General features: G+C 60.6%; 23 protein-coding genes and 2 tRNA genes. 15 read left to right on the plus strand and 10 right to left on the minus strand.

The window, feature by feature from the left end; all coding sequences use genetic code 11:
- Window positions 1-72: 72 nt before the first annotated feature.
- Both IDM28_RS06865 and mgtE read left to right on the plus strand, forming a co-directional pair.
- Window positions 73-149 (plus strand) — tRNA-Arg (locus IDM28_RS06865).
- A gap of 379 nt (window positions 150-528) precedes the next feature.
- Complete coding sequence (gene mgtE, locus IDM28_RS06870; protein ID WP_101317732.1) at window positions 529-1,971, plus strand: magnesium transporter; 1,443 nt, start codon at window positions 529-531, stop codon at window positions 1,969-1,971.
- Window positions 1,972-2,059: 88 nt separating this feature from the next.
- Here mgtE and IDM28_RS06875 read toward each other — a convergent pair whose 3' ends face one another.
- The gene (locus IDM28_RS06875; RefSeq protein ID WP_033699552.1) at window positions 2,060-2,386 is read right to left on the minus strand and encodes an Arc family DNA-binding protein; all 327 of its coding nucleotides are present in this window, start codon (window positions 2,384-2,386) and stop codon (window positions 2,060-2,062) included.
- A 341-nt stretch (window positions 2,387-2,727) separates the two neighbouring features.
- Here IDM28_RS06875 and phnN point away from each other — a divergent pair, with 341 nt between their 5' ends.
- From phnN to IDM28_RS06890, 3 genes are all read left to right on the plus strand, one after another.
- Window positions 2,728-3,318: a phosphonate metabolism protein/1,5-bisphosphokinase (PRPP-forming) PhnN gene (gene phnN / locus IDM28_RS06880; protein ID WP_150569832.1), complete on the plus strand. Its 591-nt coding sequence runs from the start codon at window positions 2,728-2,730 to the stop codon at window positions 3,316-3,318.
- A gap of 109 nt (window positions 3,319-3,427) precedes the next feature.
- A tRNA-Arg gene (locus IDM28_RS06885) sits at window positions 3,428-3,504 on the plus strand.
- Window positions 3,505-3,693: 189 nt separating this feature from the next.
- Window positions 3,694-5,244, plus strand: coding sequence for a sensor histidine kinase (locus IDM28_RS06890; RefSeq protein WP_150572184.1), 1,551 nt, complete (start codon window positions 3,694-3,696; stop codon window positions 5,242-5,244).
- Window positions 5,245-5,293: 49 nt separating this feature from the next.
- Here IDM28_RS06890 and lpdA read toward each other — a convergent pair whose 3' ends face one another.
- Genes lpdA through IDM28_RS06910 form a run of 4 tightly spaced genes read right to left on the minus strand, consistent with a single transcriptional unit; the run spans window position 5,294 to window position 10,256 of the window.
- A complete protein-coding gene (gene lpdA / locus IDM28_RS06895) occupies window positions 5,294-6,673 on the minus strand; it encodes a dihydrolipoyl dehydrogenase (protein ID WP_103436613.1) in 1,380 nt (459 codons plus the stop codon).
- A 2-nt stretch (window positions 6,674-6,675) separates the two neighbouring features.
- On the minus strand, window positions 6,676-7,962 hold the full coding sequence (locus tag IDM28_RS06900; protein ID WP_188035608.1) for a dihydrolipoamide acetyltransferase family protein: 1,287 nt from the start codon (window positions 7,960-7,962) through the stop codon (window positions 6,676-6,678).
- Window positions 7,963-9,021, minus strand: a complete 1,059-nt coding sequence (locus IDM28_RS06905; RefSeq protein ID WP_101317744.1) for an alpha-ketoacid dehydrogenase subunit beta — start codon at window positions 9,019-9,021, stop codon at window positions 7,963-7,965. It lies immediately after the preceding gene.
- Window positions 9,022-9,023: 2 nt separating this feature from the next.
- Complete coding sequence (locus IDM28_RS06910) at window positions 9,024-10,256, minus strand: 3-methyl-2-oxobutanoate dehydrogenase (2-methylpropanoyl-transferring) subunit alpha (protein WP_103436616.1); 1,233 nt, start codon at window positions 10,254-10,256, stop codon at window positions 9,024-9,026.
- A 197-nt stretch (window positions 10,257-10,453) separates the two neighbouring features.
- On the opposite strand from IDM28_RS06910, the gene bkdR reads away from it, so the two are divergent.
- Together bkdR and IDM28_RS06920 are read left to right on the plus strand one after the other, a co-directional pair.
- Window positions 10,454-10,939, plus strand: a complete 486-nt coding sequence (gene bkdR, locus IDM28_RS06915; RefSeq protein WP_054891915.1) for a Bkd operon transcriptional regulator BkdR — start codon at window positions 10,454-10,456, stop codon at window positions 10,937-10,939.
- A gap of 151 nt (window positions 10,940-11,090) precedes the next feature.
- Window positions 11,091-12,410 (plus strand): MFS transporter, encoded by a 1,320-nt coding sequence (locus IDM28_RS06920; protein WP_101317748.1) that lies wholly within the window; start codon window positions 11,091-11,093, stop codon window positions 12,408-12,410.
- Window positions 12,411-12,440: 30 nt separating this feature from the next.
- On the opposite strand, the gene IDM28_RS06925 is transcribed toward IDM28_RS06920, so the two are convergent.
- The 4 genes from IDM28_RS06925 to flgA form a co-directional block, all read right to left on the minus strand.
- On the minus strand, window positions 12,441-13,184 hold the full coding sequence (locus tag IDM28_RS06925) for a flagellar brake protein (RefSeq protein ID WP_101317750.1): 744 nt from the start codon (window positions 13,182-13,184) through the stop codon (window positions 12,441-12,443).
- 78 nt (window positions 13,185-13,262) lie between these two features.
- Entirely contained in the window at window positions 13,263-13,730 is a 468-nt protein-coding gene (locus tag IDM28_RS06930) for a flagella synthesis protein FlgN (RefSeq protein ID WP_101317752.1), read from the minus strand.
- 48 nt (window positions 13,731-13,778) lie between these two features.
- Window positions 13,779-14,090: a flagellar biosynthesis anti-sigma factor FlgM gene (gene flgM / locus IDM28_RS06935; RefSeq protein WP_150569794.1), complete on the minus strand. Its 312-nt coding sequence runs from the start codon at window positions 14,088-14,090 to the stop codon at window positions 13,779-13,781.
- A gap of 152 nt (window positions 14,091-14,242) precedes the next feature.
- Complete coding sequence (flgA, locus tag IDM28_RS06940) at window positions 14,243-14,995, minus strand: flagellar basal body P-ring formation chaperone FlgA (RefSeq protein WP_101317756.1); 753 nt, start codon at window positions 14,993-14,995, stop codon at window positions 14,243-14,245.
- 65 nt (window positions 14,996-15,060) lie between these two features.
- Between flgA and IDM28_RS06945 the strand changes: the two genes are divergently transcribed.
- Entirely contained in the window at window positions 15,061-15,990 is a 930-nt protein-coding gene (locus IDM28_RS06945) for a chemotaxis protein CheV (protein ID WP_103436620.1), read from the plus strand.
- 49 nt (window positions 15,991-16,039) lie between these two features.
- The gene (gene cheR / locus IDM28_RS06950; protein ID WP_101317760.1) at window positions 16,040-16,867 is read left to right on the plus strand and encodes a protein-glutamate O-methyltransferase CheR; all 828 of its coding nucleotides are present in this window, start codon (window positions 16,040-16,042) and stop codon (window positions 16,865-16,867) included.
- A gap of 168 nt (window positions 16,868-17,035) precedes the next feature.
- On the opposite strand, the gene IDM28_RS06955 is transcribed toward cheR, so the two are convergent.
- Window positions 17,036-19,624: an autotransporter outer membrane beta-barrel domain-containing protein gene (locus IDM28_RS06955; protein WP_316936993.1), complete on the minus strand. Its 2,589-nt coding sequence runs from the start codon at window positions 19,622-19,624 to the stop codon at window positions 17,036-17,038.
- A 352-nt stretch (window positions 19,625-19,976) separates the two neighbouring features.
- On the opposite strand from IDM28_RS06955, the gene flgB reads away from it, so the two are divergent.
- The 6 genes from flgB to flgF all read left to right on the plus strand — a co-directional run bounded on the left by flgB (window position 19,977) and on the right by flgF (window position 24,100).
- Entirely contained in the window at window positions 19,977-20,384 is a 408-nt protein-coding gene (gene flgB, locus IDM28_RS06960) for a flagellar basal body rod protein FlgB (RefSeq protein ID WP_101317765.1), read from the plus strand.
- A 2-nt stretch (window positions 20,385-20,386) separates the two neighbouring features.
- Window positions 20,387-20,830 (plus strand): flagellar basal body rod protein FlgC, encoded by a 444-nt coding sequence (gene flgC, locus IDM28_RS06965; protein WP_101317767.1) that lies wholly within the window; start codon window positions 20,387-20,389, stop codon window positions 20,828-20,830.
- Window positions 20,831-20,845: 15 nt separating this feature from the next.
- The gene (gene flgD, locus IDM28_RS06970; protein ID WP_101317769.1) at window positions 20,846-21,547 is read left to right on the plus strand and encodes a flagellar hook assembly protein FlgD; all 702 of its coding nucleotides are present in this window, start codon (window positions 20,846-20,848) and stop codon (window positions 21,545-21,547) included.
- Window positions 21,548-21,574: 27 nt separating this feature from the next.
- On the plus strand, window positions 21,575-22,924 hold the full coding sequence (gene flgE / locus IDM28_RS06975; RefSeq protein ID WP_101317771.1) for a flagellar hook protein FlgE: 1,350 nt from the start codon (window positions 21,575-21,577) through the stop codon (window positions 22,922-22,924).
- 69 nt (window positions 22,925-22,993) lie between these two features.
- On the plus strand, window positions 22,994-23,179 hold the full coding sequence (locus IDM28_RS06980; RefSeq protein WP_150569791.1) for a hypothetical protein: 186 nt from the start codon (window positions 22,994-22,996) through the stop codon (window positions 23,177-23,179).
- Window positions 23,180-23,359: 180 nt separating this feature from the next.
- A complete protein-coding gene (flgF, locus tag IDM28_RS06985) occupies window positions 23,360-24,100 on the plus strand; it encodes a flagellar basal-body rod protein FlgF (RefSeq protein WP_150569790.1) in 741 nt (246 codons plus the stop codon).
- The last annotated feature ends 15 nt before the right edge of the window (window positions 24,101-24,115 follow it).

The following is a 24,115-nucleotide window of genomic DNA, read 5'->3' on the forward strand; positions in this document are numbered from 1 at the left end:
ATAGCACGGTGGTTGTGCTTGCACAGGCACCTTGTTTCAACCAGTGGTAACCTGGTCTAAAACTACCAACTTGGACTCATAGCTCAGCTGGATAGAGTACTCGGCTACGAACCGAGCGGTCGCAGGTTCGAATCCTGCTGAGTCCACCATCTTCATCAAGAAGCCCGCTTTTATAGCGGGCTTTTTGTTGTCTGCAATTCACCGAATTGTCAGTAAGCCGGACTAGACTGTGTGAGTAGGGCGCCCATGCGACAGGTCCTGCGCCTATGTGCTTTTTGTCTGGCGCCCACCGTCGCACTGATGGCTTTGCGCGTTGTCACAAGATAATCGCGTAAACGATTGTTCTGACCAAAAATTTAAGCAATCCGACAGCTCTTGCAGTGTATGATTGCGCCCGTCAGCCCCGCCGGGGCTTGTGGAATACCACCATGGACTTACCCAGTAGTTACCCCTTAATCCGATTTGCCAAAATAGATCTGATCGATTGATCTCCCCGGCGTGCTCCGCTGCTGGGAGTGGAGTTCGCCTATGACCGAAGTCGAAGTAAAGAAAAGCCAAGACAGCCTGCAGGATCGCCTGGCTCAGGTGATTGACCTGCTGCAGCGTCAGCGTGTTGTTGAAGACCTGACCCACCGTCAGGAGGGGCAGCACAATAGCCTGGTGGAGAGCCTCGTCCACCGCCAGAACCTGGTCGAGCTGCAACGCAAGCTCGATGACCTGCACCCTGCCGACATCGCCTACATTCTCGAAGCACTGCCGCTCGACGACCGCCTGACGGTCTGGCAGTTGGTGCGCTCTGATCGTGACGGCGACATCCTCCTGGAAGTATCCGACGCCGTCCGCCAGACCCTGATCGCCGACATGGACGATCACGAGCTGCTGGCCGCTGCCAAGGAAATGGACGCCGACGAACTCGCTGACCTGGCTCCCGAGCTGCCGCGTGACGTTGTCCACGAGCTGATGGAGACCCTCGACGCCCAGCAACGCGAGCGGGTCCGCTCGGCGCTGAGCTACGACGAGGATCAGGTCGGTGCACTGATGGACTTCGAGATGGTCACCATCCGCGAAGACGTCAGCCTGGAAGTGGTACTGCGTTACCTGCGCCGGCTCAAGGAGTTGCCAGGCCACACCGACAAGCTGTTTGTGGTCGACTCCGATGGCATGCTCAAGGGCGTGTTGCCGATCAAGCGCCTGCTGGTCAATGATCCGGACAAGCAGGTGGCTGAGGTCATGGCTACCGACCCGGTCAGTTTCCACCCTGACGACGACGCCTACGACGCCGCGCAGGCGTTCGAACGTTACGACCTGGTATCTGCCCCTGTAGTCGACAAGAGCGATCGCCTGATCGGCCGTCTGACCATCGACGAGATGGTCGACCTGATCCGTGAGGAAAGCGAAAGCGAAGTCCTCAACATGGCCGGTCTGCGCGAAGAAGAAGACATTTTCGCCTCGGTCTGGCGCTCGCTGCGCAACCGTTGGGCGTGGCTGGCGATCAACCTGATTACCGCGTTCCTCGCCTCTCGCGTGATTGGCCTGTTCGAAGGCTCGATCGAGAAGCTGGTGGCATTGGCGGCATTGATGCCGATCGTTGCTGGTATCGGCGGCAACTCGGGCAACCAGACCATCACCATGATCGTCCGCGCCATGGCGCTGGACCAGGTCAGCCCGGGCAACACCTCGCGATTGATGCGCAAGGAGCTGGCGGTGTCATTGATCAACGGCCTGGTCTGGGGTGGTGTAATCGGGGTAGTGGCGTATCTGCTCTACGGCAGCTGGTCGCTGGGCCTGGTAATGACCGGAGCAATGACTCTGAACCTGCTGTTGGCGGCGCTGATGGGGGTTTTGATCCCGATGACCCTGGTCCGCCTCGGGCGTGACCCGGCGATGGGTGCTAGTGTTATGATCACGGCAGTGACAGACAGTGGCGGCTTCTTCATCTTCCTTGGCCTGGCCACGATATTCCTGATGTAAACCCACTGCCGGCGCTTGATTGAAGAGCGCCGGCAGCCAGAAACAACAAAGCCAGCTTGCGCTGGCTTTGTTGTTTCTGGCGGTTTGATCAGGACGCGTCGGCGGCCATTTCCACATCGTGGGCAATCAAGGCTACCAGAGCGTTTTGTTGGCGGTGGGAGAGCTGGCGGAAGCGTTGCAGCAGCTCGCGCTCGTGCAGGCTTAGCTCAGGGCTGTCCAGGCGCATGCTCAGCTCGTCGCCCAGTGCACCTTCCTGGATAAGGCTCTGTTCCAGGCGGGCAATGATCTCGGAGTTCATGCTGCGGTGATGGTTGCGGGCTACCTCGGCAATGCGCTCACGCATCCCGTCTGGCAGACGAACGACAAACTTGTCAGCGGTGCGGCTTGAATAAATAGCCTGTTTCAATGGGCGCATATAAATTGACCGGTTTACTGGTTCAGGGGAAGCGGTTGTCAAATGCCGCGCGGTGGAAATCTGACCGTCGCGACGGCAAAATGTTCAACCGTCGTGTATTTTTGGCGTTCATCATGCCTAAAATCTGCCGTTTCCTTGGCGTCAATTCTGTGACAAATAGTGATCCGCATAAAGGCTTTTTGCCAGTACCAATTATCAGAAATGAGCACTGGTTTGAAAAGTTTAGCGTTTTTCGGATCTACTGAATGTCAGACCTCTGCCGTCAAAATCTGGTAACAGTCGGAAAAGGGCAGGGAAAACACCTAGAATGCGCTCGGTCCCTAACAGTGAGCATAGTGGCTATGCAATATGACGCAAGCGGCAGTCCATCGACAGTAGGTAGGTTGATATTCCTCGTTGGACCCTCTGGATCAGGAAAAGATTCCCTGATCGACGCGTCTTGGGCGAAATTGACCGAGCACGGCATCATGGTTGCTCGCCGCGTCATTACCCGCTCGCCCGAAGCACTGGGCGAGGCCGCGCAGGGTGTCAGCCCTGAGCAATTCGAGCAGATGCGCGCAGGTGGGCATTTTGCCATGTATTGGCAGGCAAATGCTTTGGCATATGGCATTCCGGCGCAGATTGATCAGTGGCTCCAGGCTGGCAAGCACGTTTTGGTAAACGGATCGCGGGCTTACTTGGCCGAAGCGCGGCGACGTTACCCGGACCTGCTGGCAATCCGCCTCGAGGTAAACCCGACCGTCCTGCGTCAGCGTTTGCTGGCGCGCGGCCGAGAGACCCCGCAAGCCATCGAGCAGCGTTTGCAGCGCAGCGCCGAACTGCAGGTGACCGCCGCCGACAACGTGCATGTGCTGGACAACTCGCAGACGCTGGAGCAATCGGTCACCAGTCTGTTTGCCTTGCTGCAGGCCGAAGGTTTGCTTCAAGCCTGACCGCTATGACAAGTCTTACGTGGCAAAAGCCCGAATCGGGCATGACAAACGGTCTGGCGCTGGTTAACATGCTCGCCGTCACGCTCATCGGCGCTCGCCGGTGGCCCTGGTCCCAGTAGCTCAATTGGATAGAGCATCCCCCTCCTAAGGGGAAGGTTGGCCGTTCGAACCGGCCCTGGGACACCATCTCGCGCGCTGCTGGCGCCCACGCAGCACCGTCAGCTCCCCCAGACATTTCCCGCCGGACCTGGCACTTTCATGCTAGATTCTCGGAAATCTCCGACCATTTCCATGCTGCAACGCCCAACTTGATCCCAAACGATCGGGATTACTGCGCTGGGCAGGCTTATTCACTACTCTGTGGAAGACATCACGATGCAGCAATCTTCTGCCGACGAGACCATTCGTGCGGCGTTGCAGAGGTCCCATGCGCGGCTTCATCGCCAGCATGAGTTGGTGGTCGAGTTTGGCGTCGCCTCGCTCAAGGCGAGTGACCTGGACCTGTTGCTTACCAAGGCTTGCGTGGTGGTTGCCGAAGGCATGCAGACGCGCTTTGCCAAGGTGCTGACGCCGCTGCCCGACAGTGAAGACTTGCTGCTGTCGCACGGGGTTGGCTGGGACGAAGACGATATCGGTCACGCGACGCTGGGTGGTGACGTCGCCAGTCCGGCGGGTTATGCCATCGCCACCTACCGCCCGGTGCTGTCCAATCATCTTGGGCAGGAGCACCGTTTTCGCACCCCCGAGTTGCTGAAGAAGTACGGTATCGAGCGTGCCATCAACGTGCCGATTCGTGGTGCGATGACGCCGTTCGGCGTACTCGAAGCCGACAGCACCGACGGTGATGACTTCATCGAGAGCGATATCGTCTTTCTGGAAGGCATCGCCAACGTGCTGTCCATGGCAGTCGAGCGGTTGGCGGCTGGTAACGCCGAGGCGCTGCCCGACCCGTATTCGGAGAGCATGCTCAACGCCAGCCCGGACTGCGTGAAGGTACTGTCGACCGATGGCGAAATCGAGTTCATGAATGACGCCGGCATGTGCCTGATGCAGGTCGGCGACCTGGCCAAGGTCAAAGGCAAGCCTTGGCCGCAGCTGTGGCCAGAAGAGTCCAAGGACCTTGTGCTGGGCGTTATCGAGAAGGTCAGCAGCGGCGAATCCGCCCGCTTCGAGGCGTTCTGCCCGACCGCCAGCAACGAGCCCCGTTGGTGGGATGTTACGGTGGCGCCGATCGTCAGCCCGGACGGCGTGATCAGCAAGCTGATCGCGGTGTCCCGCGACATTACCGAGCGCCATCACCATGAGGCCAAGCTGCTCTCACTGATCGCCGCGCAGAACTCCAAGCTCGACGAAAGTGACCTTTTCCTTGAAGAGATTCACCACCGGGTCAAGAACAGCCTGCACCTGGTCAACACCTTGCTTATGTTGCAAGCCAACCTGACAGCGGACGAAGCGGTCAAGCTCCAGCTGGAGACTGCCGCTGGGCGCGTAGTGACGATTGCCAGCGTGCACGAGCGCTTGTACCAGGCGACAGAGAGTCAGGACCTCGATGTGGTTGAGTATCTGGGAGCGCTGTTGGGTGATCTGGGCAATGCGTTGGGTGATCGCAAGATCTCGTTGGAGGCTACGTCGTTTGTGCTGGCGCAAGAAAGAATGGCGCCGCTGGGGATGGTGGTGTCCGAGCTGATCACCAATGCGCTCAAGTACGGCAAGGGAAAAATCGAGGTCAGCCTGCACAAGGCTGAGGATCATGCCTTGATCACGGTGACCGACCAGGGTGACGGCTTCCCGGAGACCTTTCCCAAACCCAGTGGCACCGGACTGGGCATGCGCCTGGTCAAGAGTTACTCGGGTTACGGCGACAGCGCCATTTCGATTGATCGGCTGGAAGGCAAAAGCACCATCCGGGTCCGCTTCAAACTCTGATCCAGACCCAAGCGTGCAGCGCAGAGCGCGGTGCACGCCGGTCCTGCCGTTAGATATGCAGTGCGTGCCCCAAAGCGCGCAACGCGGCTTCCTGCACCGCCTCACCCAGGGTCGGGTGGGCATGGATGGTGCCGGCTATATCCTCGAGCCGCGCGCCCATCTCCAGCGACTGAGCAAACGCCGTCGACAGTTCTGAAACTGCCACGCCTACTGCCTGCCAACCCACGATCAGATGGTTGTCGCGCCGCGCTACCACGCGCACGAAACCGGTCTTTGACTCGAGTGTCATGGCCCGACCATTGGCCGCGAACGGGAACTGCGCAACGATGCAATCCAGACCTTGCTGGCTGGCCTGCTCCGGCGTATGCCCAACCACCACCAACTCTGGATCGGTAAAGCACACTGCGGCAATCGCGGTGGGCGCAAAGCGCCGTGCGTGGCCGGCGATCAGCTCGGCGACCATTTCGCCCTGGGCCATGGCGCGGTGCGCCAGCATTGGCTCACCCGCCACATCGCCGATGGCCCAGACGTTGCGCATGCTGGTCTGGCAGCGCTCATCAATGGCCACGGCAGCACCGTTCATACTCAGCCCCAGGCTTTCCAGATTGAAGCCTTGCGTGCGTGGCCGGCGACCGACGGCGACCAGCACCTGATCGGCCTCCAGCAGCAGTTGTTGGCCGTCGGCAGTGCGCGCCTGCAAGGAACCGCCCTCATAGCCTTCGACGCTGTGGCCCAGGTATGTAGCGACGCCGAGCTTTTTCAATGACTCGGCAACCGGTGCAGTCAATTCGGCATCGTAAGTCGGCAAGATCCGCTCACGCGCCTCGACCACGCTGACCTGTACCCCAAGCTTGCGATAGGCGATACCCAGCTCCAGGCCGATGTAGCCGCCGCCGACGACCACCAGGTGCTGGGGCAGTGCCTTGGGCGCGAGTGCTTCAGTGGACGAGATCACCGCGCCGCCCAGCGGCAGCATCGGCAGTTCGACGCTGCTGGAGCCGGTGGCCAGCAGCAGATGATCACAACGGATCAACTGCCCATCGACCTCGACGCTTTTGCCATCGACGATCTTCGCCCAGCCATGGATCACCGTTACGCCGTGCTTTTTCAGCAAGGCCGCGACACCACTGGTCAAACGATCGACAATGCCGTCTTTCCAGGCCACGCTGCGGCTGATGTCCAGCTGCGGTGTGGCCACGCTGATGCCCAGGGCGGCGTGTTCGCTATGCCGGCAGGTCTGGTGAAACTGCTCGGCTACATGGATCAGCGCCTTGGACGGGATGCAGCCGACATTCAGGCAGGTGCCGCCGAGCGCCTGACCTTCGATCAATACGGTCGGGATGCCCAGCTGGCCGGCACGGATCGCTGCGATGTAGCCGCCAGGGCCGCCACCGATGATCAGCAGGGTGGTGTTGAGGGTCTGAGTCATGCTCACTCCACGAACAGGCAGGCGGGTTGCTCAAGCAAGCCGCGCACGGCCTGGATGAACAAGGCGGCGTCCATGCCATCGACCACGCGGTGATCGAACGAGCTGGACAGGTTCATCATCTTGCGCACGACGATCTGGCCGTCGACCACCACCGGCCGTTCGACCATGCGGTTGACGCCGACGATCGCTACCTCCGGGGTGTTGACCACGGGCGTGCTGACGATGCCGCCCAGGGCGCCAAGGCTGGTCAGGGTGATGGTCGAGCCGGACAGCTCGTCGCGGCTGGCCTTGTTGTTGCGCGCCGCGTGGGCCAGGCGGGTGATCTCGCTGGCATTGCTCCACAGGCTGCCGGCCTCGGCGTGACGCAGTACCGGGACCATCAGGCCGTTGTCGCCCTGGGTGGCAATGCCGACATGCACCGCACCATGGCGGGTGATGACCTGGGCTTCGTCATCATAGGTGGCGTTGATCTGCGGGAAGTCGCGCAGGGCGACGACCATTGCCCGCAGCAGCAACGGCAGCAGGGTGAGTTTGCCGCGGCTTTCGCCGTACTTGCGATTGAGCTGTTGGCGCAGGGCCTCCAGCGCGGTCACGTCGATTTCTTCAACGTAGCTGAAGTGGGCAACACGGCGCTTGGCATCCTGCATGCGCTGGGCAATCTTGCGGCGCAGGCCGATCACCGGCACCTGTTCGCTGTCGGTGCGCCGGCTATACCCACTTGGCGCTTGCCCGGCAGCGGACTGTGGTTTGCTCATGAAGTTGTCGAGGTCTTCGTGCTGAATACGCCCGGCCGGGCCACTGCCGTGCACATAACGTAATTCGATACCGGCATCCAGCGCGCGCTTGCGCACGGCAGGGGAGGCCAGTGGTTTTTCGTTGGCCTGGCGCGGCACGATTTCAGCGCTGAGCTTGCTCGCCGCAGGCTGGCTGGTGACGCTGGCTGGGGTAGCTACTGGCGCTGGCGCTTCAGTCTGTGCAGTGCTGACGGCAGGCGCCGCAGCTGCTGCAGCCGGTTTGCTGTCAGGTGCATCAACATGGTTGCCACTGCCTTCGACTTCGATGCGGATCAGCTCGCTGCCGACCGCCATGACTTCACCCGGCTGGCCGCCGAGGGCTACTACCGTGCCGCTGACCGGCGAGGGGATTTCCACCGTGGCCTTGTCGGTCATGACATCGGCCACTACCTGATCTTCGGCAATCACATCGCCGACCTTGACGAACCACTCAACCAACTCGACCTGCGCGATGCCTTCGCCGATGTCCGGCATCTTGATGACGTGCGTGCCCATTCAGACCTCCATGACCTTTTTCAGTGCCGCGCCAACCCGCGAAGGGCCTGGGAAGTACGCCCATTCCTGCGCGTGCGGGTAGGGCGTGTCCCAGCCGGTGACGCGCTCGATCGGCGCTTCGAGGTGATGGAAGCAATGCTCTTGCACCAGCGCGACCAACTCGGCACCAAAACCGCAGGTGCGTGTGGCTTCGTGTACGACCACGCAGCGGCCGGTTTTTTTCACCGAGTCGACAATCGCGTCCAGGTCCAGCGGCCACAGGCTGCGCAGGTCGATGACTTCGGCGTCGACGCCGGTCTCTTCGGCAGCCACTTGCGCGACATAGACGGTGGTGCCGTAGGTCAGCACGGTCACGTCGTTGCCGGGCCGCACGATCGCAGCCTTGTCCAGCGGCACTTTGTAGTAGCCGTCCGGCACTGCGCTCTGGGCATGCTTGGCCCATGGCGTCACCGGGCGGTCGTGGTGGCCGTCGAACGGGCCGTTGTACAGGCGCTTGGGCTCGAGGAAGATCACCGGGTCGTCGCATTCGATCGAGGCAATCAACAGGCCCTTGGCGTCATACGGGTTGGACGGCATGACCGTGCGCAGCCCGCAGACCTGGGTGAACATCGCCTCAGGGCTCTGGCTGTGGGTTTGTCCGCCATAGATGCCGCCGCCGCAAGGCATGCGCAGGGTCAGCGGCGAAATGAACTCACCGGCCGAGCGATAGCGCAAGCGGGCCATCTCCGAGACGATCTGGTCGGAGGCCGGGTAGAAGTAGTCGGCGAACTGGATTTCCACCACCGGGCGCAGGCCATAGGCACCCATGCCGACAGCAGTACCGACGATGCCGCTTTCGGAAATCGGCGCATCGAATACCCGCGACTTGCCATACTTGGTCTGCAGACCTTCAGTGCAGCGGAACACACCGCCGAAATAGCCGACGTCCTGGCCATAGATGACCACATTGTCATCGCGCTCAAGCATCACATCCATGGCCGAGCGCAAGGCCTGGATCATGGTCATGGTAGTGGTGGACATGGCGGTTTCCAGGTCGATGCTGTTGTTGTGATCGTTCATGTTCAGACCCCCAGCTCTTGGCGCTGACGGCGCAGGTGCTCAGGCATTTCCTTGTACACGTCCTCGAACATCGAGGCGGCACTGGGGATCTGGCCATTGCTCATGGTGCCGTACTGCTCGGCTTGCTTCTGTGCCTTGATCACTTCGGCTTCGAACTCGGCAGTTACTGCCTGATGTTCTTCTTCGGACCACTGGCCGATGTGAATCATGTGCTGCTTGAGGCGGGCGATCGGGTCGCCCAGCGGGAAGTGGCTCCAGTCATCGGCGGGGCGGTACTTGGAAGGGTCGTCCGAGGTCGAGTGCGGGCCGGCGCGGTAGGTGACCCATTCGATCAGGGTTGGCCCAAGGCCACGGCGGGCGCGTTCAGCGGCCCAGCGCGAGGCGGCATACACCGCAACGAAGTCGTTGCCGTCGACGCGCAGCGAGGCGATACCGCAGCCAACGCCACGGCCGGCAAAGGTGGTCGACTCACCGCCGGCGATTGCCTGGAAGGTCGAGATCGCCCACTGGTTGTTGACCACGTTGAGAATCACCGGCGCGCGGTAGACATGGGCAAAGGTCAGGGCAGTGTGGAAGTCCGACTCGGCGGTGGCGCCGTCGCCGATCCAGGCCGAGGCGATCTTGGTATCGCCCTTGATCGCCGAGGCCATCGCCCAGCCGACGGCCTGGACGAACTGGGTGGCGAGGTTGCCGCTGATGGTGAAGAAGCCGGCTTCGCGCACCGAGTACATGATCGGCAGCTGACGGCCTTTGAGCGGATCGCGCTCGTTGGACAGCAGTTGGCATATCATGTCGACCAGCGACACGTCGCGGGCCATCAGGATGCTTTGCTGGCGGTAGGTCGGGAAGCACATGTCGCTGCGGTTCAGCGCCAACGCCTGAGCGCTGCCAATGGCCTCTTCGCCAAGGCTTTGCATGTAGAAAGACATCTTCTTCTGGCGCTGCGCAACCACCATGCGGCTGTCGAAGATACGCGTCTTGAGCATGGCGCGCATACCCTGACGCAGGATCTGCGGGTCGATGTCCGCAGCCCATGGGCCAACCGCGTTGCCGTGCTCATCGAGCACGCGCACCAGGCTGTTGGACAGGTCTGCGGTTTCGGCAGGCTCGACATCGATAGGGGGCTTGCGAACCTGGCCTGCATCGTTCAGACGCAGGTAGGAGAAATCAGTCTGGCAGCCTGGCCGGCCGGTAGGCTCGGGCACATGCAAACGCAGGGGGGCGTACTCGTTCATGCTGTTTACGCTCGCTCGAATATTGTTTTTGTGAGCTTTGAAGCGGTCGCCGCTGAATGCCGGCTCGTGACCAGCAGGTCAGTGCTGACTACATGGTAGTGGGAGCGCAGGAGAATATTTCTCTCTTGTTGATTGCCTTTGCCCTCACGCCCAGATAAACATTCCGCATAAACACAAAAAACTGGTGATTTTGTCTCATGCGCAAACTCGATCGCACCGATATCGGCATTCTCAACAGCCTGCAGGAAAACGCCCGCATCACCAACGCCGAGCTAGCCCGCTCGGTCAACCTGTCACCGACGCCGTGCTTCAATCGGGTCAAGGCGATGGAGGAGCTGGGCGTGATTCGCCAGCAAGTGACCTTGCTGTCGCCTGAGGTGCTGGGGCTGGACGTCAATGTGTTCATCCATGTCAGCCTGGAAAAGCAGGTCGAGCAGTCGCTGCATCGCTTCGAGGAAGAGATCGCCGAGCGGCCCGAGGTGATGGAGTGTTACCTGATGACCGGCGACCCGGATTACCTGCTCAGGGTGTTGTTGCCGAGTATTCAGGCGCTCGAGCGGTTTCTCGACTACCTGACCCGCTTGCCGGGGGTAGCCAACATCCGCTCCAGCTTCGCCCTCAAGCAAGTGCGGTACAAAACGGCGTTGCCGTTGCCAGCCAATGGCATGACCTTGCGTGAATGAGATGGACGATGTGCGAGGGTGTACAGGAACTCTGCCGTGACCCACTCATCGAAGCTAGACCTTTTTGCTGACTACGGCCTGCAGCCCGGCCTGTTTGCCCTTATGCTTGCCAGCATACCCTCCACCTGAATCGGGAGCCCCTCAGGGACGCATGCGCCAGATCTGGAAGTCTTTTCGTTCATTGTACTTTGCTGCGCTGATGATGCTGATCGGCTCCGGTCTGCTCAGTACCTACCTGGCGCTGCGCCTGGCGGCTGAAAACGTCGACAGCCTGTGGGTGGGTGCCTTGATGGCGGCCAACTACTTTGGTCTGGCGCTGGGCGGCAAGATCGGCCACCGGCTGATTGCCCGGGTTGGGCATATCCGCGCCTACGCGACCTGCGCCGGTATCGTCGGCGCGGCGGTGCTGGGCCATGGCCTGACCGACCTGTTGCCGGTGTGGGTCGGGCTGCGGGTGATCGTCGGTCTGGGCATGATGTGTCAGTACATGGTCATCGAGAGCTGGCTGAATGAGCAGGCCGATGCCAAACAGCGCGGTGCCGTATTCAGCGGCTACATGATCGCTTCGTATCTGGGCCTGGTGCTGGGTCAGTTGATTCTGGTTGTGCACCCTGAACTTGGCCCTGAGCTGCTGATGCTGGTCGCCATGTGCTTCGCCCTGTGCCTGGTGCCCGTGGCGATGACCCGGCGCATTCACCCGGCGCCGTTGCATCCGGCACCGATGGAGCCGAAGTTCTTCATCAAGCGTGTGCCGCAGTCGCTGAGTACCGTGCTTGGCGCGGGGCTGATCGTCGGCTCGTTCTATGGTTTGGCGCCGCTGTACGCCTCCAATCAAGGCCTGAGCACAGAGCAGATCGGTTTGTTCATGGGTTGCTGCATCTTTGCCGGGTTGTTGGTGCAGTGGCCGCTGGGCTGGTTGTCCGACCGTTATGATCGCGCAGTGCTGATCCGTAGCGCGGCGGGCGGCCTGGCGCTGGCGGCGTTGCCGCTGGCGATCCTGCCCAGTGTGCCGTTGGAAGTGCTGTTTGCGGTCGGCTTTGTCATCTCGTTGTTGCAGTTCTGCCTGTATCCGCTGGCGGTGGCTTTTTCCAATGACCATGTCGAGAGCGAGCGGCGGGTGTCGTTGACCGCGATGTTGCTGGTTACCTACGGCGTGGGCGCCTGTATCGGGCCGTTGGCGGCAGGCGTGCTGATGAAGCTGCTCGGGCCGCAGATGCTCTATGCATTCTTCCTGTTCTTCGCGCTGGTGCTGGTGTGGCGGATTCGACCGAAGGCGGTTACCGGTTTGCACCAGGTGGAGGATGCGCCGCTAGGACACGTCGCGATGCCGGCTGCTGGCTCGCCATTGTCGGCGGCGCTCGACCCGCGGGTGGATGAGCAGACTGTGCAGGATGTGATGCAGACGCCAGTGGCGGCGGAGGATACCGAGGAGGATCAGGTCGGTCCTGAGGGCAGGCCTTCCGAGCTGTAAGGGCTGGGCCCGCGTAGCGGGCCCGGAATCTCAGTAATCGTCTTTATCGAATCGCCGCGCTTCACGCTGCAGCTGGTAGACAAAACTTTCGATCTTGCGCTGCGCCTGGCCACTCAGGTTGTGGAAGCGCACGCCAGCGAAGGTGGTATTGATGCGTTCTTCGAAGTGCAGATGACGCAGCTCGACCATCACGTCCACCAGCCCCAACGGGTTGCCCGCCTTGAATCGCTCGTAAACCTGGCCCAATTGCAGACGCTCTTCTACGTCGCCTTCAAAACGCATCTTGCAGCCGGTGGCGGAGATGTCCAGCAGCTTGCCGCGCAGTGCGCCATTGCCCTTGATATGGGTACCATCAAGCGTCACATCGACCAACTGGGAGAGTTTCAGCGCAGCGCGGAACGCGTTGCGGCGCTGGTGGTAGACGACTTCTTCCGGTAGGGGGCCGCGGTAGCTGCGGTGGCCATCGACCTCGGTGATGGTCAAGGGCGAGTTGCATTCCCAGGCGATACGCACGCCGTCATGGAAGCCTTCAACGCGGAACGGTTCGCCGTTCTCTATGAATTTTTCCCCGTCGCGCGGGATCATTTCATCCAGTGCCACGCTGTTGCTGTCACGGTCAACATCCACTACATAGCTCTGGAACCGCTGGCTACGCTCGTGGAAGGTGATGATCAGCGGATCGTGGCTATCCAGCAGTTGACGCAAGTTGGCGACAATTTCCAAAGGGGTATTGAGCACCTTTGGCGGCTGGGGAGCATCGGATTCATTGAACACGGGTTATAAATCTCCAGGCAAAAACGACACACGCAATTAACGGCATTTTGCCAGTAGTACCGTGCAATGTCAGAAAAATCACACTTGGCTGAGCGCCCGCGGTTTGACCATTGGCGAGGTTGCGCCACGGCTGTCATACAGCGACGGAGAGTCGCCGCCCATGAGGATGCGGATTTGATTGGATGTGGCGTTTTGCTGGACCTGGATGATCCGCCCGTTGGTCTCGTTGACCTGTTGGCAGGTATCCATCAACTGGGTCAGCACGCCGAGCTGCTGCATGATCAACTCGCCGTTGGGCGAGAGGTCGGCAACTGCCTGCACACCGGCGCGATCCGCCGTGAGGCCGAGGCTGGTGAGCAGGTGATTACGGCGCTGGCCCTGCTGCTCGAGCAGCACGATCAAAGACTGCTTGCGGGCGAGAATGGTCTCGAGCACCTCGATTTCACGGCCATGCAGGGCGACTGCCTCGTTCTGTAGCAGCTCGAGCAGTTCCTGGGTGGGCGCGATGTCGTCTTCGATCAGTTGCAGCAGGGTTGTGTCGTGCATGGCTGGCTCTTTGGCTTGTAGCGTCCTTGAAGTCAGCGCGCCGAAGGCTTAGCGCTGAGCTTCGAAATCAAGAAGTTTACTGGCGACCCGGCTGGCATCGACCTGGTAGCTGCCGTCGGCGATCGCTTGTTTCAACTCAGCCACGCGGGCGCTGTTGACTACGGGCTGGTCGCGCAGCTTGTCGCTGATCTTCTGCAACTGCTGAGCCTCTTGGCTGAAATGTACCGCTTCTCCGCTGACGCTGGAGCGCGCTGGTGTTTCGCTGGCTTCACCGCTTTTTTCGGTGCTGCCGGCCGCGGTGCCACCGCGTACGCCGCCGACTGACGGCGAATTGTTCAAACGACTGAAGTCGATGACCATGATCAGAAACCTCTGGGTATTAAGACGCTTGCCTTGTTTTCGGCCAACCCGAAGAAAACTTTAGGCACGAATACGAAGCTGCCTGTCAGCAAGCTTTCGCTACCCGATTTCTGACACAGTTTAGGTAATGCGGTTCCTTACCGCCAGCACTGTTACATCGCTACTTCGACCTGGCCGGGGCCGGTCACCCGCGCCTTGACCACCCGCTTGGAGTTGAGGTTGCGCACTCTGATCTGTTCGCTGAAGCCGCCCTTGCTCAGTGCTTCGCCGGGCATGCGTACGCTGAGGGTGCCGCTGCGGGCCACGATCACCACTTGATCGCCCTTGCGGATCAGCTCTGCCTGTTCAAGGTGCTGCGGGGTCAGCACCTGGTCGAGCACCACCGGTCGCATCAGTTTCATGCCCACAGCCTGGTCCAGACTGCCGAGAAAACCCTGGCTGAGGGTGCCGACGTCGCGCTCGCGCAGAGTCACGTCATCCTCGCTCACCACGCTTTCGCGCTTGAGCGGGCGGGCCATGACCACCACTTCGCGAAACAGCCTGACCTGGGCCGGTACAAACACCGTCCACGGCGCCGCGCTGTCACAGCGCACGCGTACCGTCACACGTCCGAGCGGCTGCGCCGGGCTTTCCAGCGACGCATCCAGCGGCTGGCTGCACAATGGCATGCGCAGGCGCGGGTCCAGGTTGTTGATCTGGATTTCGTAACGTCCGGCGGTCTGGCTGGTGGCCAGATAATCTTCGACGGTGAATTCAAGAAACCCTTGGGTGACACCGATAAGCTGTTCAGGCAAGGTTACCGCGTCGGCCAGCGCCCGAGCGGCAGGTGCCAGCAGGCACAGCGCAGCCAGGCTAGAGGCCAGCAAGCGGGTCAATCGTCGGGAAAATGTCGTTTTCATGTACATGACGCTCAAAAAAGCAAAGCCCGTGCCGACTTTAATAAGAAGGCAGAAACGTTAAGGAGTCTGGCATGGCTGGTGTTATGGATTCGGTCAACCAGCGCACGCAGCTGGTTGGGCAGAATCGTCTGGAACTTTTGCTGTTTCGCCTCAATGGCGCTCAGTTGTACGGGATCAACGTGTTCAAGGTCCGTGAGGTGCTGCAGTGCCCGGCATTGACCGTATTGCCCAAGTCGCACCCGGTGGTGCGCGGCGTAGCCAATATTCGCGGTGCGACCATTCCTATTCTTGATCTGTCGATGGCAACCGGCTTGCCCGGCCTGCAGGAAGACATCCGCAACAGTTTCGTGATCATCACCGAGTACAACACCAAGACGCAGGGCTTTTTGGTGCATTCGGTCGAGCGCATCGTCAACATGAATTGGGAAGAGATTCATCCGCCACCCAAGGGTACTGGCCGCGACCATTATCTGACGGCAGTGACCCGGGTCGACAACCGCATGGTCGAGATCATCGACGTGGAGAAGGTGCTGGCAGAAGTTGCGCCATCATCCGAGTCGGTGTCGGTCGGCGTGGTCGACCAAGAGGTGCACAGCAAGGCGGTGTCGCTGCGCGTGTTGACGGTGGATGACTCGTCGGTAGCGCGCAAACAGGTCAGCCGTTGCCTGCAGACGGTCGGGGTCGAGGTGATCGCCCTGAATGATGGCCGGCAGGCGCTGGATTACCTGCGCAAGCTGGTCGATGACGGCAAGCGTCCGGAAGAGGAATTCCTGATGATGATTTCCGACATCGAGATGCCGGAAATGGACGGCTATACCCTGACTGCGGCAATTCGTAGTGATCCGCGCATGCAACAATTGCACATCGTCCTGCATACTTCATTGTCTGGGGTGTTCAACCAGGCCATGGTCAAGAAGGTCGGGGCCGATGATTTCCTGGCCAAGTTCCGGCCGGACGATCTGGCTCAGCGGGTCGTTGACCGGATCAAGGCTACGCATTAAACCGGTCGGGGTACGCCCCGGCCTCAGCGATTGAAAAGAGGCGGTTGCATTGTCTACGGGTAATTTGGATTTCGAACAGTTCCGGGTCTTCCTGGAAAAAGCCTGTGGCATCCTGCTGGGCGAAAATAAGCAGTACCTGGTCTCCAGCCGTTTGAACAAGATGATGGAGCAGCAGGGGATCAAGTCGCTTGGTGAGCTGGTGCAGCGTATCCAGACCCAGCCGCGCAGCGGTCTGCGTGAGCAGGTAGTCGATGCGATGACCACCAACGAGACGTTGTGGTTTCGCGATACCTATCCGTTCGAGGTGTTGAAGAACAAGGTCATCCCGGAGTTCATCAAGGGCAATCCGGGGCAGCGCCTGCGCATCTGGTCGGCGGCCTGTTCGTCGGGGCAGGAGCCTTATTCCCTGTCGATGTCGATCGACGAGTTCGAGCGGGGCAATCTTGGCCAACTGAAAATGGGCGCGCAGATCGTCGCGACCGATTTGTCGGGGACCATGCTGACCAACTGCAAAAGTGGCGAGTACGACAGTCTGTCGATCGCCCGTGGCTTGTCGCAGGAGCGTCTGCAGCGCTACTTCGATGTGAAGGCGCCGGGGCGCTGGGCGATCAAGGCGCCGATCCGCAGTCGGGTCGAGTTTCGTTCGTTCAACCTGCTCGACAGCTATGCGAGCCTGGGCAAGTTCGATGTGGTGTTCTGCCGGAACGTGCTGATTTATTTCTCGGCGCAGGTGAAACGCGACATCTTGCTGCGCATCCATGCCACGTTGAAGCCTGGGGGGTATTTGTTCCTGGGGGCTTCGGAGGCGCTCAATGGGTTGCCTGATCATTATCAGATGGTCCAGTGCAGTCCCGGGATTATTTATCAGGCCAAGTGATATGGCCCCAGTCACGTTGCGCTGACTGTTGGGGCGGCCTTGCCGGATGGTCGGAAACGGTCGCGCAGCGGCCCCGACCATCCCAAGGCCATGAACAAAAAAAGGCCAGCGTCAATCGACGCCAGCCTCTTCCAGAACAACAACCAATCAACCCCTCACAAGGTCAACTCAGAAGTCATACCGTACCTTGGCCGAGAACACATCGGCATCAAATCCGGACTTGCCGATGTAGTCATAATTCAGACCCACCGTCACAGCGCCCAACTTGTAGTCAGCCCCCACGCCCGCTTCGTAACTGTTGCGTACCGCATCAGCTCCGTGCGTCACGAACGGCGTATTGCCCAGCAGGAAGGTAGACGTACTGCTGGCCTGGTCGGCCGCGAAGTCGTGATAGCCCATCAACTTGAACTGCGGTTCCAGCGTCCCGGCGCCCAGGCCAACGCTTCCGGCAACCCGAACCCCAGCCCCCAGCTCGATCGCTTCATAACGCTGATCTTCGATCTTCAGCGCAGCAGAAGAACCTTTCTCACGGTAACCATCGATTTCCACTCGGCTGTAACGCGCCGCCAGGCGCGGCTCGATCAGCAACTGTGGGTTGATCCGGTAGGTATAACCTCCAACCAGATTCAGGCCCAGCAGGTCGCTGTCGTAGTCAGCCTTGGCGCGGGTGCCGGCGATGTCGCGCTTGCCTTCGTTGTCGTTGAAGCCGTAAGTCAGGCTGGCGTCAACGAAGTAGTTACCCTGCTCAAAGCCGCCGTACAGGGTGAATGCGTGGCTGTCGACTTCGGTCTGGTTGCCGCTTTTGCCGTTGACGTCGGTATTGATGAAGCTGTACGCCAGGCCCAGGGTCAGCTGGTCGTTGAGCTTGCCATCAGCACCTACCGCGATGCCGCGGCTGTAGGCGTTGTAGCCGGCAATGCCGTCGCGTTGGCCTTGGGTCGCATCGCTGTACAGCGACTGAATCCACACGCCGGTCTGCTGGAGCGCGTCGCCCGACGAAGCGCCGCGCAGGCCGCTGGTGCGGCTGGTGGTCACGCCGTTGACCAGGCTTTGGCTGGTGGTCGCTGCCTGGGTAGCTCCGCCGTTGGTTTCCGGGGTCAGCTGTTCGGCAATCTTGGCCAGCTGCTTGCTGTCGGCGTTGACCGCAGCGCGCAGCAGGGGGTCATTGGCGGCAAGCTTGGCGAGGACGCCGTCCTTGGCCAGGGCGCCGAGCGCGCGTTTGTGGTTGATGGTGCCGCCATTCAGATCCAGTACGTGGTCGATGCCTTGCTGATCCTTGGTGGTGACCACCGCCACGACCGTGTTGCCTTCGACTGCGCTGGTGTCGACATCGAGCAGTGCCGAGGTGCTGGTGACCAGCGGAGCACCTTGCAGCTCGCCGGCCTCTATCAGCTTGAAACGGCTGCCGTTGGCGCTGAAGTCATTACCGCGTGCAGTCAGTTTCAGTTGCGCACCTTCGCCGAATTCAGCGGTGCCGCTGACGCTGACGACGGCGCGAGCAGGGTTGGTGTCGGCGCCCAGGGTCAGGCCCAGTGCCGAGTTGCCAGCAACATACAGGTTGCCGTCGATGGTGGTGTGCGCCGACTGCAGCGCCAGGGTCGCCGAATTGCCGCCCGAAACCGAACCGACGTCGATCCAGCCGTTGTCCTTGAGGCGAATGTTGGAGCCGTCAGCGGAGCTGTCGGTGCCCGTGAAGGAGGTGTCGGCCTCGACTTCGATGTTCGACAGGTCGATCAGGTTGCCGACGATCACGCTGCCTTTGCGCAGGATCAACTCGACCGGGCGGTTGGCTTCGGAGGCATCGATCGCTTCATCCTGAGAGATGATGGTGCCGCTGTTGAAGATGTTCAGATCACCGTGCAACTGGTACTGAGGTTGCAGGCCCGGGCCGTCGAAGTCGACGTTGCCGATGGTGATTGCCGCGTCTTCGGCAATGATGGTGCCGGTGTTGAGCAGGTGTACGCCATCGGCGGTGCTCAGGCTGGCGCCGTCGAGCATGATGCCGTTGGCGTCGTTGCCGGTGGCGATGATGGTGCCGTGGTTTTCGATGCCGGCCAGGTCGACCATGTCGCCGCGGTTGCTGGTGGTGGCGTCGATGGCAGTGGCGCCTTCGCCGCTGACGACGATGCTGCCGTAGTTGATCACCTTGCCATTGATGGTGCCGCCTTCGAGGTTGATCCCGCGGGCGCTTTCGCCGCTGGCCACGATACGGCCGCTGTCGGCGTTGGTCAGGTCGCCTTCGATCAGCGAGGTGCCGGAGAAGTCCAGTGCGCGAGCGACATCGGTGCCGCCGTCGTCGGTCAGTGGCTCGCCGATGGCCGACAGCAAACCCTGGTTGATCAGGTTGCCGCCGATCCGCGCTGGATCGATCATCAGCGCGTTGGCGCCGCCGCCGGTGGCGCTGATGCTGCCTTTGTTGATGACGTCGCCGGCGATGTCGTTGCGTGCCCAGCTCAGGCCATCTTCCCAGCTGTCCATGTCCACGCCGCCGGCAAAGTCGCCGCTGCTGTCGATGGTGCTGTTGAGGATCAGGTCGCCGGTGATCGTCGAGCCGTTCAGTTCAATGGCGTCTTCATCGCTGCCGCCGGTGTAGCTGCCAGTGAATTCGAGATTGCCGTAGTGAGTCTGGTGCTCGCTCTTGAAGCCGGCGTTGGTCAGGTTGACCACTTGGTTGGCGAGCGGTACGGCAAAGGCGGGGAGGGCGCTGGCGGTGATGGCCAGGGCCAGCAGGGTCTTGCGGAAGATAACGGGAGCCACGGTTCTGTCCTTGAAAAACGGGGGAGCAAACGGCGCGCATCCATGCATGGCTCTAGGCAGTAAGTCAGGCGACTACGGCCAGCGGGGCCGCATGTCTGCGCGGCGCGAATTCTATCCCAAATAGTGGCCAATTGACATTTTCGTTGGCGTCAATTTTTTGATTTGCCGCTTTTGCCGCCCAACTATTGCCGCCCGCCTACCATCAAGCGGAAGCACTTTGCCGCTTTTCTGGCATTCCTATGCTCGCAAGCAAGGCTGACCGCCCTGATCCCGTGCCTTCCAGCTGGTTGGCACAGGCCTTGCTATAACTTCGCCAACGACACTCCGGCCCCATCGGCGAAGGTTTGCATCCATGAGCATCAGTTTCGACAAAGCGCTTGGCATCCATGAAAAAGCCCTGGGCTTTCGCGCCCAGCGCGCAGAGGTCCTGGCCAACAACATCACCAACGCCGACACGCCCAACTACAAAGCGCGTGACATGGACTTTTCGTCGGTGCTGGCTGCCGAGAGCGACAAGCAGCAAAACGGCCGCATCGCGCTCGACCGCACCAACACTCGCCATATCGAAGCGCAGGGCCTGGCCATGGGTGACGACACCCTGAAGTACCGTACACCGACACAGCCGTCGGTCGACCAGAACACCGTTGACGCTCAGGTCGAGCAGGCCAACTACACCGAAAACGCGATCGGTTTCCAGGCCAGCTTCACTTTGCTCAACAGTAAATTCAAAGGGCTGGTATCGGCCCTGCGCGGAGAGTAACCATGTCCCTTTCCAACGTTTTCAATATCGCCGGTAGCGGCATGAGCGCGCAGAATACCCGCCTCAACACCGTCGCTTCGAACATTGCCAACGCCGAGACGGTCTCGTCGAGCATCGACCAGACCTACCGCGCACGTCACCCCGTGTTCGCCACCACCTTCCAGCAGGCCCAGGCCGGCATGGGGCAGTCGTTGTTCGAAGACCAGGGTGAAGCGGGGCAGGGCGTGCAGGTAACGGGCATCATCGAAGACCAGAGCAATCTGGAAGCCCGCTACCAGCCTAATCACCCGGCGGCCAACAAGGACGGTTACGTCTACTACCCGAACGTCAACGTGGTCGAAGAGATGGCTGACATGATCTCGGCGAACCGTTCGTTCCAGACCAATGCCGAGCTGATGAACACTGCCAAGACCATGATGCAGAAGGTACTGACCCTGGGTCAGTGATAAGGAATCCGGACCATGGCTATCAACAGTACCAACCTCAATGAAGTGATCGCAGCGTCGGGTGTCAGCACCGGGACCAAGAAGGTGACCACCGATACGGCTTCCAAGACCGGCACTGATTCGCTGGGCAAGGATGCGTTTCTGCAGTTGCTGGTTTCCCAGATGCAGCACCAGAACCCGCTTGAACCGCAGGGCAATGGCGAGTTCGTGGCGCAGTTGGCGCAGTTCAGCAGCCTTGAAGGCATCACCTCGCTGAACGAGTCGGTCAATGCAATCACCAGTTCGCTGGGTTCGTCCCAGGCGCTGCAGGCGTCGTCGCTGGTCGGTCGTTCGGTGATCGTGCAGAACGACAAGGCGGTGGTTGACACCAGTGCAAGCTTCAATGGGCAGTTTGTGGTGCCGGAAGGCATCAGCGAAGCCAAGATCACGGTCAAGGACAAGGACGGCAATACCGTCAAGACCATTGAGCTGGGCGAACAGAAAGCCGGTTACGCCGACTTCATCTGGGACGGCACCAACGACAAGGGCGTCAAGGTCGATCCGGGTACCTACACCTTTACCGCCAGCACCATGGTGGACGGCAAGTCGGTGCAGATGAATACCCTGCTGCCGGCCAAGGTCACCAGCGTCAGTTTCAGCGCCAATGGCGAAATGGTCCTCAACCTCGCCGGCGTCGGCAAGGTCTCTCTTTCCGACGTACAAACCATCGGTATCTAAGGCCAGAACGGCACAAGGAGCAACAGCATGTCTTTCAATATCGGCCTTAGCGGTCTGTACGCAGCCAACAAGCAACTGGACGTCACCGGCAACAACATTGCCAACGTCAATACCAATGGCTTCAAATCCTCGCGCACCGAGTTCGCCGACGTCTATGCCGGTGCCAACCGTCTGGGCGTGGGCAAGAACCAGATCGGCAATGGTGTGCGCCTGGCCGCGGTTTCCCAGCAGTTCAGCCAGGGTGACGTGAACAACACCGGCAACGTGCTGGACATGGGTATCCAGGGTCGCGGCTTCTTCGTGTTGTCCGACAACGGCACCCAGGTCTATACCCGTGCCGGTGCATTCCAGAATAACAAAGACAACTTTGTGGTGACCTCCGACGGCCTGCGTCTGCAGGGCTACGCAGCTGATTCCAACGGCAAGATCCAGAAGGGCATCCTCACCGACCTGAAGATCGACACCTCGTCACTGGCGCCAAAAGCCACCACGTTGATCGATCAGGGCATTAACCTGAACTCCTCGGCAACCTCCATTCCGCTGCCGGCTACCCCGCCTGGCGCGGGTGATATCGTCTTCGACCCGGCTGACGAAACCTCATACACCAAGTCGTTCCCGACCAAGGTTTTTGACAGCCAGGGTAACGAGCACACCATGGAGCAGTTCTATCGCAAGACCGGCAAGAACGAGTGGACCATGTATACCCTGGTCGACGGCCGTAACCCGATGGATCCGACCAGCACCGCGCCGTTGGTGGGTACCGTCAGTTTCAACGAAGACGGCAGCGTTGCCTCGATGACGGCCGACCAGACTGGCCTGCCGACCGGCGCCGAATGGAGTGTGACCAACAATGTCTTCAGCATGAAGGGCTGGATCCCGGCCGAAAAAGACGGTGCCGGCAACTGGGGCTCCAATGGCTCGGCCGGCAACCCGGATGGCATGCGTCTGTCGATGAACAGCACTACCTCGTACAACACCGAGACCGCGCGCATGTCGCAGTCGCAGGATGGTTACGCCACCGGTGTTCTGTCGAGCCTGAGCATCGACTCCAGCGGCGTCATGTTTGCCAGCTTCAGCAACCAGCAGTCGCGGGCGATCGGCCAGGTGGCGCTGGCCAGCTTTGCCAACGAGCAGGGTCTGCAGCAGATCGGCGGCACCCGCTGGACAGAGACCTTCGCGTCGGGTATCCCGGGCGTTGACGCACCCAAGACCGGCACCCTGGGCGGCGTCGAGTCCAACTCGCTGGAAGCCTCCAACGTCAACCTGACTCAGGAGTTGGTCGAGCTGATCAAGGCGCAGAGCAACTACCAGGCGAACGCCAAGACCATCTCGACCGAGAGCACCATCATGCAGACCACCATCCAGATGGTCGGCTAAAAGCGCTGAGGATGGACACTGGACGAGCCCCTTCACTGCAAGGGGCTCGTCGTTTCAGGCAAGGTGGACATGAAAAAACTGATCATCGCCAGCGCTGCTGTGTTGTACCTGCTGCAGGCCCAGGCTGGCACCGCGCCGTGGTGGCGCTGGGAAAGCCAGGTGGATGGCCGGCTGGTGTGTTCGCAGTGGTCGCCAGGGGAGGGCTGGAAGCGTTTTGCCGGGCCCTTCAACAATGCCGGTTGCCGCGAGTTGTAGCCAGTTGCCGCCGGCGGCAAGCAAGCGCCGGATATCCGGCGTGAGTATTTCCCCACTATCCCCCATGAGCCCGTAAACACGGGCTTTTTCATGCTTTGTAAAAGTTGGTTCGGAACTTGCTTTATCGCCTGTATAGCAGCGGCGAGCGGCAAGCAATCGCCAGTGCAGTGGAGGAAGACTGTGGACAAGATGCTTTACGTGGCCATGACCGGCGCCAGCCAGAACGCGCTGGCGCAAAAGGCCCATGCCAACAACCTGGCGAACGTTTCAACCAACGGTTTCCAGCGTGACCTGGAGCAGGCGCGCTCGATGCCGGTGTTTGGTGACAGCTTTCCGTCGCGAGCATTTGCCCTGTCCGAGCGCCCGGCCACCGACTTCACCGCCGGTGCGCTGGTAGAAACCGGCCGCGAGCTGGACGTTGCCGTGACCGGCAATGGCTTTATCGCCGTGCAGGCACCAGATGGCAGCGAAGCCTATGTACGCACCGGCAGCCTCAATATTGACGCCCTCGGCGTCCTGCGCGCTGGCAATGGCATGCCGGTGATCGGCAACGGCGGCCCGATTGCCGTGCCGCCCGAGCAGAAGGTCGAGATCGGCGAAGACGGCACCATCAGCATTCGCGCCATGGGTGAAGACCCGCGGGTGATGGCTGAGGTCGACCGTATCAAGTTGGTCAACCCGGACATCAAGGGCCTGACCAAAGGTACCGACGGCATGATCCACACCACCAGTGGCCAGCCTGCGGATGCTGACATCAACGTCAAGGTGGTGTCGGGTTTCCTTGAGTCGAGCAACGTCAATGCCGTCGAGGAAATGACCTCGGTGCTGGCCTTGTCGCGCCAGTTCGAACTGCACGTGAAGATGATGAACACGGCCAAGGAAGGCGATGAAGCCATGGCCCGGGTTTTGCAAATCAGCTAATCAATTTTGAACGGG

It is taken from the genome of Pseudomonas sp. EZ-C24 (assembly GCF_014525325.1).
In the GTDB taxonomy this organism is placed as follows: domain Bacteria; phylum Pseudomonadota; class Gammaproteobacteria; order Pseudomonadales; family Pseudomonadaceae; genus Aquipseudomonas; species Aquipseudomonas shirazensis.